This window comes from Curtobacterium sp. SL109 (genome assembly GCF_026672405.1).
Taxonomy (GTDB): domain Bacteria; phylum Actinomycetota; class Actinomycetes; order Actinomycetales; family Microbacteriaceae; genus Curtobacterium.
The window spans coordinates 2,892,340-2,906,872 of record NZ_JAPPRB010000002.1; the positions used below are offsets into that span (position 1 = coordinate 2,892,340).

Sequence of the window (14,533 nt, forward strand, 5' to 3'; positions counted from 1 at the left end):
CATTCTTGCAGGTTTCCGAGCGAGAAGCGAGCCAGGGCGCGCCGTCACGGCGCAAGGGACCGCACGGCCTCCAGCGCCTCGGTCGTCGCACGGACGGCGTCGACGCTCCGGGCGTCACGTGCGCCGCCGACGACGGCGAACGGCACGCCGGCGTCCTGGAGGCCCGACACCAGTCCGGTGGGGTCGTCACCGTCCGCGCCGGTCGCGCTCTCCTGGCCGGCACAGATCACGACGTGGTCCGCCGGGATCGCCCGTTCCTCGCCGTCCTCGTCACGGATCCACAGCGTTCCCGGCTCGATGCGCAGGTACTCCTGGACACCGCCGACCATGCGCACGCCGGCGTCGCGGAGACGACCGAGTGCGACCCACCGGGACGTCAGGCCGACGCCCTGGCCGAACTTGCCCGTGCGCCGGAGCACCGTGACCTGGTCACCGGGACGGGTGGTGCGCGCGGCGGCGGGCTCTCGCTGCGGCAGGTCCCCGACGACGTCCCGCGCCACGGAGAGGTCCCAGCGGGCGGCGAACTCCCCCGCACGGACGGCCTCGTCCGGCGACTCGGTGAGGAAGGCGGCGGTGTCGACGCCGATGCCGCCACCGCCGATGACGGCGACCGTGCCGGCGGGGACACCCTCGGTGAGCGCCCGCTCGTAGGACACGACGTGCGGCAGGTCGGCGCCCGGGACGTCGACCACGCGGGGCAGGACCCCGGGGGCGAGCACGACGGCGTCGCTGTCGAGGAGGTCCGCGGCGGCGGCCCGGCGGCCGAGGTGCACGGTCGCACCGCGCTCGTCGAGCTCGGCGCGGGCGGCCCGGACCGGTCCGGCGTAGTCCTCCTTGCCCGGGATGACGGCGGCGAGCCCGAACTGGCCGCCGAGCTGGCCGGCGGCCTCCCACAGGGTCACCCGGTGGCCACGACGGGCGGCGTCCACGGCGGCAGCGAGTCCCGCCGGTCCCCCACCGACGACGTCGACGCGCTTCGGCTCGGTCGTCGGACGGAGCGGGAACGCGACCTCGCGTGCGGCGCGGGGGTTGACCAGGCAGGAGACGGGCTGACCGACGATGGAGCGGTCGAGGCAGGCCTGGTTGCAGCCGATGCAGGTGTTGACCAGGGTGAAGCGGCCCGCGAGCGAGCGGGACACGATGGCGGGGTCGGCGAGGAACGGGCGCGCCAGGGCCACGGCGTCGATGAGTCCGTCGGCGAGCACGGCCTCGCCGTCGCGCAGGTCCGTCATCCGGTTCGAGGCGATGACCCGGACGTCCGGGTACGACGAGTCGCGGACCACCCGGGCGATGCGCCGCGCGTAGGACAGCCACGCTCCGTGCGGCACGGCGGCCTGGACGGTGGGGGTGCGGGACTCGTGCCAGCCGATGCCGACCGAGATGCCGTCGAGGCCGAGCGGCAGCAGGTCGTGCACCAGGGCGTCCACGTCCTCCGGGGTCGAGGACCCGGGCATGAGGTCCGCGCCGGACAACCGGATCGTGACGGCGAGGTCGGGCACGGCGGCACGCACGGCCCGGACGACGGCGACCGGGAACCGCCGACGCCGCTCGGGCGAGCCGCCCCAGGCGTCGTCACGCAGGTTCGTCAGCGGCGAGTGGAACTGGTTGATCAGGTAGCCCTCGGACGCCATGATCTCGACGCCGTCGAAGCCGATGTCACGGGCGGACCGCGCCGCGACGGCGAAGTCCTCGATCGTCCGCTCGATCTCCTCTGCGGTGAGCTCGGTCGGCACCACGCCGCGTGCAGCCGCCCAGGGCAGACCGGACGGCGCGACCGCGCGCTGGGGGGCACCGTGTCGGTCGACCATGCCGCCCACGAGCGCGTACCGCCCCGCATGGAAGAGCTGCGCGAGGATCGTGCCGCCCTCCTGGTGCACGGCGTCGACCGCGACCCGGAAGCGCTCGTCGGCACCGTCCACGCCGAACACGGCGAAGTCGGGGCCGCCGCGGGCTTCGTCGCTGACCGCGATGCCGCCGGTGATGATGCAGGCCGCTCCCCCGGCGGCACGTTCACGGTAGAACGCCGCCATGCCGACACCGCCGTCGTCGTGGACCTCGAGCCCGGTGTGCATCGACCCCATGACCACCCGGTTCCCCAGGTGCAGGGGGCCGAGCGTCCAGGCGGACGCGACCGTGGCGACGGCGGTGTCGGGAGCGGCGAGGGTCACGACTACTCCCCGACGTCGCCCATGACGGACGGGCCCTTGGGACCGTCAGCGTCGTCACCGGGCAGGACGGCGTCCCGCAGCGGCGAGGTCGTGTCCGACCAGAACGGCGGCGCGACGACGGTGATGCCCCCGTCGACGGACAGGATCTGCCCCGTGATGTACGACGCCTTGTCGGAGAGCAGGAAGTCGACCGCGTCGGCCATGTCGTCCGCGGTGCCCGGGCGCTGCAGCGGCACCTTCGACAGCACGGACTCCATCGGCGCCATGCCCGGCACCGCGTTGTAGAAGTAGTCGAGCGAGTCGGTGTCGATGAGCCCGCCGTTGACCGCGTTCACGGTGATCTGTCGCGGACCGAACTCCACCGCCATGTACTGCATGTACGACTCGGTCATCGCCTTGGCGGCACCGAGGGCGGCGTACGTCGGGAACGCGCGCAGCGACCCGTACGAGGTGACGACGACGATGCGGCCGCCGCGGTCCATCAGCTCCGCGGCACGCTGGGCGCCGAGCACGAACGACCGGGCGTTCGTGGCGTAGCTGCGGTCCAGGTGGTGCAGCTTCAGGTCCGCGACGGGCTTGAAGGCGCTGGCCGCGGCGTTCGCGACGAACATGTCGAGGCGGCCGTAGGTGTCCCGCACCAGGTCGAACATGGCGTCGAGCGACGCCGGGTCCTCGATGTCGGCCTGCACCGTGATGCCGTCGCCACCCGCGGCCCGGACGTCGGCGAGCGACTCCTCGGCCAGGTCGGCGTTCTTCTTGTAGTTGATGACCACGGTCACGCCGCGCGCGCCGAGCTTCTGCGCGAGCAGGCGGCCGATGCCGCGCGACGCGCCGGTGATCAGGGCGATGGGTGCGGTGGTGGGGTCGGTCACGTCAGTCCTCTTGTTGCGTGTGCAGGGGCGGACAGGAGGCTCGTGGCGGGCCCCGCCACGGGCCTCCCGGCCGGTTGTCGGTGGTGTCTCAGAACCCGGCCTGGCCGGTCACGACGGCACGGCCGACGATGAGCTTCTGGATCTCGTTGGTGCCCTCCTCGAAGCGCTGCGCGCGGGCGTCGCGGTAGACCCGCTCGATCGCGTTGCGCTTCCAGTAGCCCTGCCCGCCGTGCACCTGCAGGGCCTTGTCGGTCACGCGAGCGAGCATGTCGACCGCGATCATCTTCGAGGCGCTGGAGAGCGTGCCGGCGTCGGGACGGCCCTCCTCGTAGGCGCGCGCGGCCTCGAGCACGAGGGCCCGGGCGGCGGCGATGTCGGCGTAGTTCTCGGCGAGGTAGAACTGGATGGCCTGGCGCGTGGAGAGCTTCTTGCCGAAGGTCTCGCGCTCGTTCGCGTACTCGACCGCGAGCTCGTTGGCCCGCTCGGCCAGGCCGACGGCGCTCATCGCGACCGAGATGCGACTCGGGAGCAGGAAGCCGCCGAGGGCGACCTCGAGGCCCTGGCCCTCCTCGCCGAGACGCGCGCTGGCCGGGATCGGGGTGTCGGTGAAGCGGAGGATCGCGTGGTCGGTGCCGCGGATGCCCATGGTGTCGGAGTCGTCGATCACCTCGGCACCGGGCAGCCCGGTGTTCGGCATGAGGAACGCGACGGTGCCGTCCTGGCCCGTGGTGCCCTCGAGGCGGGCGGCGATGAGCCAGTAGTCGCACTTCACGCCGAACGTGATGAGGTGCTTCTCGCCGTTCATCACGTACGTGTCGCCCTCGCGGCGCACCGTCGTGCGGATGTCCGCGCCGGTGCCGGCCGTGGCCTCGGTCAGGGTGAAGGCGACGAGCTTCTCACCGGCGACCGAGGGCTTGACGACCTGTTCGATCTGCTCCGGGGAGGCGTACGGGGCCATGGCCCGCCAGGTGCCGTTGATGACGTGCACGAGCATCCGGATCGACGCGTGGGAGCGCGAGACGATCTCCATCACCTCGAGGTAGCGGGAGAAGGGGATGTCCCGGCCACCGAGCTCGACGGGTGCCGCGAGGCTCAGCCAGCCGCGGTCCTTGAGCTCCTGGAACAGCTCGGGGGCGACCTGGCCGGTGCGCTCGATCTCGTTCGCCCAGTCCTCGCCGCGGGTGCGGACCCACTCGGTGACCTCGGCCTTGAGCTCCTGGAGGTCCTGCTCGGTCGCGGGTTCCATGACCATCGTCATCGTCTCAGTTCTCCTTCGTGCTCACGAGCGCGGCGACCTGCTCGCGCAGGACGTTCTTCTGGACCTTGCCGACCGCGTTGCGCGGCAGTTCGTCGATGTACTCGAGCCGCTCGGGCCAGTAGTACTTGCTGACGCCGGCGTTCTCCAGGTACTGCTGCATGCCGTCGAAGTCGAGCGGCTCGTCCGCGCGCGCCGACACCACGTACGCGCAGGCCCGCTCACCGAGGCGCTCGTCGGGCATGGCCACGATCGCGACGTCCGTCACGAGCGGGTGCTGGTAGAGCAGGTTCTCGATCTCCACGACGGGGATCTTCTCACCGCCGCGGTTGATGACGTCCTTGACACGACCGGTGATCGAGAGGAAGCCGTTGGCGTCCACCTTCGCCAGGTCGCCGGTGCGGTACCAGCCGTCCGGGGTGAAGACGTCGTCGGTCAGGTCAGGGCGGTCGAGGTAGCCGTCGAACATCGTCGGCGAGGACAGCTCGAAGTTGCCCTCGGTGTCCGCCGGCAGCTCGGTGCCCTCGTCGTCGACGATGCGGATGCTGATGCCGGGGAGCGCCCGGCCGTCGTGACCGTACGCGGCGGCGGGGTCGTCGCTGGGGCTGGAGAGCGCGCCGAGGCACGTCTCGCTGGTGCCGAACGCGCCGAGGATCGCCGTGCCGAGCACCGTGGCGGCGCGCTGCGCGAGGGCACGGGGCACCGCGGCTCCGGTCGGCACGAAGATGCGCAGGCTCTCGGGCGCGGGGGCACCGGCCTCCACCAGGTCGACGAGGTCGGTGAGGAACGGCGTCGCGCACTGCACGAACGTCGCTCCGGCTGCGCCGAAGGCCTGCTCGAGGGCGGCGCGGCCGTCCCACACGGGCTGGATCACCTGCGGTGCACCGAGCCGGAAGGCCAGCAGCATGCCGTAGAGGAACCCGGTCTGGTGCGCGAGCGGCGACGGGATGTAGATCCGGTCCTCGCTCGTCAGCCCGGACTGGGCCACGTGCATCGCGGTGGCCAGGCCGAGGGTGCGGTGCGGGTGCTGGACGCCCTTCGGCTCGCCGGTGGTGCCGGAGGTGAAGAGCAGCTGGCAGACGTCGTCCGGGGTCGGGGCATGCGAGCGGATCTGCTCGACGTCGACCTGCACCGACCCGAGCGCGGTGTCCCAGTAGCGCCAGTTCCACTCGCTCGCGGCGACCCGCGCGGACGCGTCGGCCGGCAGCGGCGGCTGGTTCGTCGGGGTCTCCCCCGGGCCGCGGGCCTCGGAACGCAGCACGATGACGTGCTCGACGGCGAGCCGGCGCTTCTGGGCGGCGGCCTCGTCGATGACGTCGAGGAGCTCCAGGGCCGGGCGGCGCTTGCGGAAGACGTTCGGCAGGAAGACCACGCGGGCGCGGGACCGGGCGAGCGTCATGGTGGTCTCGCGCGGACCGAACACCGGCATGATCGGCGTCGCGACGGCGCCGATCTGGATCGCCCCGAGGGTGATCGAGACGAACTCGCGCCAGTTCGGCAGCTGCATGGCGACGGACTCGCCGCGGCGCACCCCGAGCTCGAGGAGCAGGGCGGACACCTGGTCGGCCTCGTCCTGCAGTTCCCGCCAGGTCGTGTTCACCGGCTCCGGACCGCCGACCTCGATGACCGCGAGGCCGTCGGGGTCCGTCTCGGCGAGCGAGCGCACCTTCTCGCTGAGGACGAGGGGTTCGGCGTCGACCCCGGCGAGCGCCGGCAGGTCCTCGGCACGGGCGACGGAGGCGGTGTCCTCGCCGAGGTCCGTGCGCTGGTCGATGACCTCGGCCCGGTCGGCGCGGACGTCGGCCGCGGCCATCGCGGCCTCGGCGTCGCCGACCTGCATGTCCAGGCCGACGGAGTTCATCGCCTCGAGGAAGGTCGGGTAGGAGATCCGGTAGGCCCGGGGGTAGGTGAGTGCGGAGACGCCCTCGGCCCGGGTCGCGGCGACGGCCAGGGACATCAGCACGCGGTGGTCGTTGAACGAGGACATCGACGCGCCCTGCAGCGTCCCGGCGCCGACACCGGTGACGCGGAGCTCGTCGGCGCCCTGCTCGGCGCGGCCACCCATGCGGTTCAGCTGGAGCATCGCGGCGACGCGGTCGGACTCCTTCAGGCGGATGTGCGCCACGTTCCAGAGCCGGGTCGTGCCCTCGGCGAAGGTCGCCATCGTCGACAGCACCGGCAGCAGGTCCGGGATCGGCTGGCAGTCGATGTCGAGGGGGCGCAGCGGGGAGCCGTCGTGCTCGATGCGCACGAAGCCGGTCTCCTCGTCGATGCGCATCGGGACGCCCATCGCGGTGGCGAGGTCGAGGAACTCGCTCTCCGGGTGGTCGGTCTCCGCCGTGGTGAACGCGGTCATGCCGCGCAGGAGCACGTTCGACTCGCGGATGCCGGCGGCGGCGATGCCGAACGCGGCGGAGCCGATGTCCGGCGGGATGACGTAGTCGTGCGGGGTGGCCTGCTGGTTCGCCGGGATCCGGTACTCGAGCCAGTCGTCGGAGACCTCGACGCGCAGACCGAACTGTCGCATCATCCGGACCGTCAGCTCGACGTAGGGCTGCTCGTTGAGCCGCCCGCCGGTGATGTGGATGCGGGTCTCCTGCTCGGCGAAGGGCGCCACGAGCAGCAGCCCGGACACCCACTGCGACAGGGTGCCGGCGATCGAGACGTCGCCGCCGCGGGGGCGCCCCGGCTGCACGGTGACGGGCGGGCAGTCGTGCGTGGCCTCGAGCTGGATGCCCATCTGGGTCAGCGAGGTGAGCAGGGCCTTGATCGGACGACGCTGGAAGTACTTCATCCCGGAGAGCGTCATCGGCTTGTCGGCCAGGGACGCCAGGCCGGTCATGAAGTAGAGGGTGGTGCCGGAGGACCCCATGTTCAGCAGGCCGTCGGCCCCGCGGGAGCCGTGGTCGACGACGTCGGTGGCCTCGTACCGGCCGCCGAGCCCGGTGACGTGGTACTCGTTGCCGCGGCGCTTGACGTCGACGCCGAGGGCACGGAGCGTGCCGACGGTCCACTCGACCTGGCGGGTGGCGCTGATCCCGGAGACGATGCTCGTCCCCTTCGCCAGGGAGGCGAGCACCAGGGCGCGGTGCGCGTGGTACTTCGAGACCGGGATGTCGAGTTCTCCGACGAGCGGTGCGGACGAACCGCGGACGACCAGCTGCATGCGTACCTCTTCCCTGTTCGGCGCTTCTACGGTAGTCCTGGTGTGAAGCACCTGGGAAACTGATCAGCACGATCAGGACAACGGTTCCTTGTGCGTGTCCGACAACCTCCCCGGCAGGATGTACAGCATGGACATCCGCTTCACCGAGTCCCGCCCTTCGACCATCGGCGTCGAGTGGGAACTCCCGCTGGTCGATCGCGACACCGGCGACCTGACTCCCCGCGCCCCCGCCGTCATCGCCGCCGTGCACGAGCGCCTCGGCGACCACGACAAGGTCACCGAGGAGCTGCTGACCAACACGGTCGAGGTCGTCACCGGTGTGCACGAGACCGTCCACGGGGCCACGTCGGAGCTGTCGGCCACGATCGGTGAGGTCATCGACGCCGCCGAACCGCTCGGCGCCCAGGTCATGTGCTCCGGCACGCACCCGTTCGCCGTGTGGGACCAGCAGGAGATCACGCCGGACAGCGAGCACTACACGGAGCTCATCGACCGCACGCGCTGGTGGGGCCGCCAGATGCTCATCTGGGGCGTGCACGTGCACGTCGGGATCGATGACCGCGACAAGGCCGTCCCGATCATGAACGCCATGCTCGCCTACGTGCCGCACCTGCAGGCCTTCACCGCGTCGAGCCCGTTCTGGGCCGGCACCGACACCGGGTACGCGTCGAACCGTGCCCTGATGTTCCAGCAGCTCCCCACGGGCGGGCTCCCGCCGCAGCTCGGCGCGTGGGCGAACTTCGAGGAGGTCGTCGGTGACCTCACCCACACCGGGGTGATCGAGGGCGTCAAGGACCTCCGCTGGGACATCCGCCCCTCGCCGGGGTGGGGCACGCTGGAGAACCGGGTCTCCGACGGCATCTCGACCCTGCAGGAGGTGGGCGCCGTCACCGCGCTCGTGCAGTGCCTGGTGACCGCGTCCTCGGACCGGCTCGACGCCGGCGAGACCCTGCCGACCATGCAGCCCTGGTTCGTGCGCGAGAACAAGTGGCGTGCCGCCCGCTACGGCATGGACGCCGAGATCATCACGAACGTCGCCGGCGACGAACGCCTGGTCACCGACGAGGTCCACGACCTCGTCACGCGGCTCGACCCGGTCGCGGAGCGCCTCGGCTGCCAGCAGGAACTGCACCACCTCGACACGATGATCGAGCGGGGCGCGTCCTACCAGCGCCAGCTGAAGGTGGCGCAGGAGCACGGGGGCGACCTGCGCGCGGTCGTCCGACACCTGGTCGCGGAGCTGAGCGACTCGCTCTGACGCGGGCGGCCCCGCGCGTAGGCGGTCGTTTCGCGCGTAGGGGGTCGTTTCGCGCGTAGGGGGTCACGATTTCCGACCCTCGACGCGCGATTCGACTCGCTGAGTCCGGCCCGGTGGGTCAGAACGCACCACAGACAGACGGGAGGCCCGTGGCGGATCCGCCACGGGCCTCCCGTCTGTCTGTCGGACCGACCTCGCAGGCTCGCTCGGCGCTGGCGCCGCGCGCCGCTGGCGCGTCGCTCTGAGCGGAGCGCGCGCGTCAGCGACCCAGGAACTTCTGGAGGCTCGCGAGCTCTTCCTCGGTCGGTGCCTTGCCGTTCTTGCCGCCGCCGAGCCCGAGGCCGGAGCCCTTCGGCGCCTGCGGCTGCGGCGCAGCGGTGCCGGCGGCGAGGGCCGCGCGCTTGGCCGGGTTGCCGACCTTCTTCTTCTTGCTGCCCTGCTGCTGTGCCTTCTTGCCGCCGTGCATGCCCGGGATCGGACCCATGCCCGGCATCTGCGGCACGCCGCCGCGGGCGACGGTCTTCATCATCTTCGCCGCCTGCTCGAAGCGGTTGACGAGCTGGTTGACCTCGGTCACGGTCGAGCCGGCACCCCGCGCGATGCGGAGCCGACGGGAGCCGTTGAGGAGCTTGGGCAGCTCGCGCTCCTGCGGCGTCATCGACTGGATGATGGCCTCGGTGCGGATGATCTCGCGCTCGTCGAAGTTGTCGAGGGCTTCACGCATGCCCTTCGCACCGGGGAGCATCCCGAGCATGCCCTTGATGGACCCCGCCTTGCGGAGCTGCTGCATCTGCTCGAGGAAGTCGTTCAGGGTGAAGGTGTCGGACGCGATCTTCTCGGCGACCTTCATCGCCTGTTCCTCGTCGAAGGCGCCCTGGGCCTGCTCGATGAGGGAGAGGATGTCGCCGAGGTCGAGGATGCGGCTCGCCATGCGGTCCGGGTGGAACGGCTCGAAGTCGTCGAGCCCCTCGCCCGTGGACGCGAACATGATCGGACGGCCGGTCACGCTGGCGACCGACAGGGCCGCACCACCGCGGGCGTCACCGTCGAGCTTGGACAGGACGACGCCGGTGAAGTCGACGCCCTCCTGGAAGGCACGGGCCGTCGTGACGGCGTCCTGACCGATCATCGCGTCGATGACGAAGAGGACCTCGTCCGGGTCGACGGCCTTGCGGATGTTGGCGGCCTGCTTCATCAGCTCGGCGTCCACACCGAGACGACCGGCGGTGTCCACGATGACGGTGTCGTACTGCTGGTCGACCGCGGCCTTGATCGCGTTCTTGGCGACCTTGACCGGGTCCCCGACGCCGTTGCCGGGCTCCGGGGCGAAGACGTGCACGCCGGCCTGCTCGCCGACGACCTGGAGCTGCTGCACGGCGTTCGGGCGCTGGAGGTCCGCCGCGACGAGCATCGGAGTGTGGCCGTCCTTCTTGAGCCACTTGCCGAGCTTGCCCGCGAGGGTCGTCTTGCCGGCACCCTGCAGGCCCGCGAGCATGATGACCGTCGGCGGACGCTTGGCGAACTCGAGCCGGCGCTGCTGCCCGCCGAGGATGCCGACGAGCTCCTCGTTGACGATCTGGACGACCTGCTGCGCGGGGTTCAGCGCCCGGTTGACCTCGTCGGAGAGGGCACGCTCGCGCACCGCCGCCGTGAAGGCCTTGACGACCTCGAGGGCGACGTCCGCGTCGAGCAGGGCCCGGCGGATCTCGCGGACCGTGCCGTCCACGTCCGACGGGGTGAGCCGTCCCTTGGTCCGCAGGTTGCGGAAGGTCTCGGTGAGCCGATCAGAAAGCGATCCGAATTGCGCCATAGTCCGAGAATTCTACAGGGCCGCGCGGCCGCGGTCGTCGAGTGAGCAGGAATCGTCGGGCCCGCGGACGGCTCTCGACGGTTCCTGCTCCCTCGGAGCGGTGCCGGTCATGCCTGCTCGCGCCGGGAGCGCTGAGCCTGCCAGCGGGTAGCGGTGAGTGCGAGCACCACGAGCGCCCCGGTGCCCGCCGCCATCACGACGGCGTCCGCCTCCTCACCCGCGAACCACCACAGCGCGACCGTACCGGCGCCGCCCCAGGGCAACCAGGCCAGCGCCACCGCCGCGCCGACGACGGCGTGGCCCCGCGAGACGAGGACCACCACGACCACGACCACCAGGAACGCCGCGGCCGCGAGCATCCACGCCGAGGCCACGAACTGCCAGAACCCGCCGTCGTCGACTGTCCGGACCACGAAGCCGTGCCCGGCACCTGGCTGGAACACGGCGAAGAGGGACAGCGCGCCCCCGACGACACCGGCGCTCCACCCGAGCGCCCGCCGTCGCCGCGGATCGCCGACGAGCGTGACCAGGCAGAGGAGCGCTGCGAGGCCCAGCGTGGTGGAACGCGGCCCGTTCCACGCCTCCGTCGCACGGACGAACACGGCGGTGACGGGCAGCGCGACGAGCCCCACCACGACGAAGAGGTGCGCGAGCCACCGCGCCCCGGTCAGGGCCGCGAGGGCACTGAGCAGGAGCGGGATGCAGAACAGCATGCCGGCGTTCCAGAACGGCCCGAAGGTGTCCACACCGTCCGGGACCGACAGCGGCCTGGGGTCCCACGGAGCCCACGACACCCACACGAGGTAGACGAGCGCGAAGCCGGCTGCCGAACCGGTCCCGATCGAGGCGGCGAGCGCCCGGACGTCGGTCGGCACGACGGAGTTCACCCGCTCTCGGATGCCCTGCCACCGGAGGTCGGCCAACTCGCCGATGACCGGTCGGGTCCGGCCTTCCCCCTCCGCCACGTCGAGCAGCGTGCCCAGCATCGCGGGCCCGTGCGTCCGCCGCCAGCGAGCCGGGTACCACCCGAGGGCTCGCCCGTACTCGCGTTCCAGCCGCGTGCCCTGTCCCAGCCTCGTGTTCGTCACGACACTCCCCCCAGTCGGATGTGGATGCTGCGTGTGGCGGTTCCCGGTCGCCATGCGGCGAGCCGCGTCCGTGCCGCGGCGGCGTTCGCCTCGATGCGGCGGACCTCGGCGTCGAGCGCGCCGGCACCAGCGTCCGTCAGCTCGAAGTACCGCCGGAGTCGTCCGTCGACGACCTCCTCGCCGGCCGGGGCGACGAGCCCCTGGTCCAGGAGCCGGTCGAGCACCGCGTAGAGCGTGCCCACCTTGAGTCGGACACGTCCGTCGGACAGGTCGGCGGCGTCCCCGATCAGGCCGTAGCCGTGCTTCCGCCCTCCGGCGAGTGACGTCAGCACGAGCAGGGTCGGTTCCCGCATCTCCGTGGTGCTCATGTGACGAAGATACTCTGACCGTCAGAGCATGCGCAAGCGGCCCGCCGCCGAGCCGCGGCGTCGCCGCACGTCGGCCGGGCCCATGACGAACGGGAGGCTCCCCACCAGCTGGTGGGGAGCCTCCCGTTCGTCATGTGGCCGAGTCGTCAGACGCGCGAGGCGCCGCCGCGGACGCGGCGCACGATCCAGCCGATGACGGCCAGGACGATGAGCACGAGGCCGATGAACAGCAGGAACTTCAGCGCGGCGCTGACGATCCCGGTCACGAGCAGGACGATGCCGATGATGATGGCGATGATGAGCAGTGCGGGCATGTGGGGACCCCTTCCGACGTACCTGGACGATCCGTGTACTGCCGAGACGGTACCCGCGCTCAGCCCACGAGGTTCTGCACGAACACGTGCGGGGTGAAGCCCGTGAGGTCGTTGATGCCCTCGCCCTGCCCGATGAGCTTGATCGGGATGCCGGTCTTCTCCTGCACGCTCAGCACGAAGCCCGCCTTGGCCGAGCCGTCGAGCTTCGTGATGACGAGCCCGGTGACCCCGGCGCCCTCGATGAAGGCCTGGGCCTGTGCGAGCCCGTTCTGCCCGGTGGTGGCGTCGAGGACGAGCAGCACCTCGGAGATCTCGGTCTGCTTCTCGATGACGCGCTTGATCTTGCCGAGCTCGTCCATCAGGCCGGCCTTGGTGTGCAGCCGGCCCGCGGTGTCGATGACGACGATCTCGGTGCCGTCGCGCATGGCCTTCTCGACGGTCTGGTACGCGACCGACGCCGGGTCCTGCCCGGGCTGCGACGGTCGGACGACCTCGACCCCGGCGCGTGCGGCCCACGTCGCGACCTGCTCGACCGCTGCGGCGCGGAAGGTGTCGGCCGCGCCGACGACCACGGTGCGGTCGTACGTCTTCAGGAACTTGGCGAATTTGCCGATGGTGGTGGTCTTGCCGACGCCGTTCACCCCGACCACGAGCACGACGGCCGGCCGGGCGCTGAGCTTGAGCGTGGTGTCGAGCTTCGACAGCCGTTCCTCGAGGACCTCGCGGAGCATGCGGTTCAGGTCGGCGGGGTCCGTCGTGGCGTACCGCTCGACCCGAGCGCGGAGGTCCTCGATGATCTCCTCGGAGATGTCAGGACCGAAGTCGGCGCCGATGAGGGCGGTCTCGAGGTCGTCCCACGTCGTGTCGTCGATGGTCTTCCGCTGGAAGAGGCCCCGGAGACGGGAGGACAGTGACCAAGTACTCGCCATGCTCCCAGCTTAGAGCGCCGCGGATGTGGCCGTGCCCCGCTACCATGGGCATCACGAAGGGGAGTATTCCCTCTCGGTGTCCCCGTCAGTACGGGCCGGAACGATCCGGTCCCGGGGCGCCGGTCGCGTGTCGCCCACTCGGGCGACATCGGCGGAAGAGACCTTCAGGCCTCGGCGTACCCACTCGCCCACACACCTGAAGGATCCATCCGTGGACGTCCCCACCTCAGTCTGGCTCATCACCATCGCCGGCATCCTGGCGCTGCTGGTCTTCGACTTCTACTCGCACGTGCGCACGCCGCACGTGCCACACATCCGCGAGTCCGCGATCTGGTCGGCCGTCTACATCGCGCTGGCGATCGTGTTCGGCATCGGCATCCTGGTCTTCGGCGGCGGGCAGGCCGGCGGTGAGTACTTCGCCGGGTGGCTCACCGAGAAGGCCCTGTCGGTCGACAACCTCTTCGTCTTCCTCATCATCATGTCCTCCTTCGCGGTGCCGAAGGAGTTCCAGCAGAAGGTCCTGCTGGTCGGTGTCGCCATCGCCCTCGCGGCCCGCGGTGTGTTCATCGCCCTCGGCGTCACGATCATCGACAACTTCTCGTGGGTGTTCTACCTCTTCGGCGCGCTGCTGTTCTGGCTCGCCTGGTCGCAGGCCCGCAGCGGCAACGACCACGGTGCCGACGAGGGTGACTCCCGCCTGATCCGCATCCTCAAGCGCGTCATCCCGACCGCGGACCACTACGACGGCGACCGCCTGACCACCCGCGTCGACGGCAAGCGCCTCTTCACCCCGATGCTGCTCGTCATGGTCGCGATCGGCCTCACCGACGTGCTGTTCGCGCTCGACTCCATCCCCGCGATCTTCGGTCTGACGCAGGACGCCTTCATCGTGTTCACCGCGAACGCGTTCTCGCTCCTCGGGCTCCGCCAGCTGTACTTCCTCATCGCCGGGCTGCTCGAGCGCCTCATCTACCTGGGTCAGGGCCTCGCGGTCATCCTCGGCTTCATCGGCGTGAAGCTCGTGTTCCACGCCATGCACGTCAACGAGCTGCCCTTCATCAACGGCGGCGAGCACATCGAGTGGGCGCCGGAGATCCCGATCTGGTTCTCGCTCGGGTTCATCATGCTGACGATCGCGGTCGCCACCGCTGCCTCCCTGGTGGTCTCGAAGAAGCGCCAGGAGCGCGGGCTCACCCCGACCGGCTCGCAGCGCACCGTCGAGACGACCGACGCGAAGTAACGCGACCAGCTGACGGGAGGCGCGGTGCCAGCTGGCACCGCGCCTCCCGCCCGTTTGTGGCCGGT

11 protein-coding genes are annotated in these 14,533 nt (G+C 71.0%); 2 read left to right on the plus strand and 9 right to left on the minus strand.

The annotated features are described in order from the left end of the window. Positions 1–44: 44 nt before the first annotated feature. From OVA28_RS15190 to aroA, 4 genes are all read right to left on the minus strand, one after another. The gene (locus OVA28_RS15190; protein ID WP_268097541.1) at positions 45–2,168 is read right to left on the minus strand and encodes an oxidoreductase; all 2,124 of its coding nucleotides are present in this window, start codon (positions 2,166–2,168) and stop codon (positions 45–47) included. 2 nt (positions 2,169–2,170) lie between these two features. Next, on the minus strand, positions 2,171–3,040 hold the full coding sequence (locus tag OVA28_RS15195; protein WP_268097542.1) for an SDR family oxidoreductase: 870 nt from the start codon (positions 3,038–3,040) through the stop codon (positions 2,171–2,173). Positions 3,041–3,128: 88 nt separating this feature from the next. After that, positions 3,129–4,298 (minus strand): acyl-CoA dehydrogenase family protein, encoded by a 1,170-nt coding sequence (locus OVA28_RS15200; protein ID WP_228504800.1) that lies wholly within the window; start codon positions 4,296–4,298, stop codon positions 3,129–3,131. Between the two features lie 4 nt (positions 4,299–4,302). Beyond that, entirely contained in the window at positions 4,303–7,461 is a 3,159-nt protein-coding gene (gene aroA, locus OVA28_RS15205) for a 3-phosphoshikimate 1-carboxyvinyltransferase (RefSeq protein ID WP_268097543.1), read from the minus strand. A gap of 118 nt (positions 7,462–7,579) precedes the next feature. On the opposite strand from aroA, the gene OVA28_RS15210 reads away from it, so the two are divergent. Further along, complete coding sequence (locus OVA28_RS15210; RefSeq protein ID WP_268098224.1) at positions 7,580–8,719, plus strand: glutamate--cysteine ligase; 1,140 nt, start codon at positions 7,580–7,582, stop codon at positions 8,717–8,719. Positions 8,720–8,978: 259 nt separating this feature from the next. On the opposite strand, the gene ffh is transcribed toward OVA28_RS15210, so the two are convergent. The 5 genes from ffh to ftsY form a co-directional block, all read right to left on the minus strand. Continuing rightward, positions 8,979–10,529 (minus strand): signal recognition particle protein, encoded by a 1,551-nt coding sequence (gene ffh / locus OVA28_RS15215; RefSeq protein WP_268097545.1) that lies wholly within the window; start codon positions 10,527–10,529, stop codon positions 8,979–8,981. Positions 10,530–10,636: 107 nt separating this feature from the next. Next, positions 10,637–11,617 (minus strand): hypothetical protein, encoded by a 981-nt coding sequence (locus OVA28_RS15220; RefSeq protein ID WP_194660246.1) that lies wholly within the window; start codon positions 11,615–11,617, stop codon positions 10,637–10,639. Continuing rightward, positions 11,614–11,985 carry a PadR family transcriptional regulator gene (locus tag OVA28_RS15225; RefSeq protein WP_194660245.1) on the minus strand — a complete coding sequence of 124 codons (372 nt, stop codon included), beginning with the start codon at positions 11,983–11,985 and terminating at the stop codon, positions 11,614–11,616. Before OVA28_RS15225 ends, OVA28_RS15220 begins: the two co-directional genes overlap by 4 nt. Positions 11,986–12,131: 146 nt before the next feature. Next, the gene (locus tag OVA28_RS15230) at positions 12,132–12,299 is read right to left on the minus strand and encodes a hypothetical protein (RefSeq protein ID WP_194660244.1); all 168 of its coding nucleotides are present in this window, start codon (positions 12,297–12,299) and stop codon (positions 12,132–12,134) included. Positions 12,300–12,358: 59 nt separating this feature from the next. Then, positions 12,359–13,228 (minus strand): signal recognition particle-docking protein FtsY, encoded by an 870-nt coding sequence (gene ftsY, locus OVA28_RS15235; protein WP_194660243.1) that lies wholly within the window; start codon positions 13,226–13,228, stop codon positions 12,359–12,361. A 211-nt stretch (positions 13,229–13,439) separates the two neighbouring features. Here ftsY and OVA28_RS15240 point away from each other — a divergent pair, with 211 nt between their 5' ends. Next, a complete protein-coding gene (locus OVA28_RS15240) occupies positions 13,440–14,468 on the plus strand; it encodes a TerC family protein (RefSeq protein ID WP_194660242.1) in 1,029 nt (342 codons plus the stop codon). The last annotated feature ends 65 nt before the right edge of the window (positions 14,469–14,533 follow it).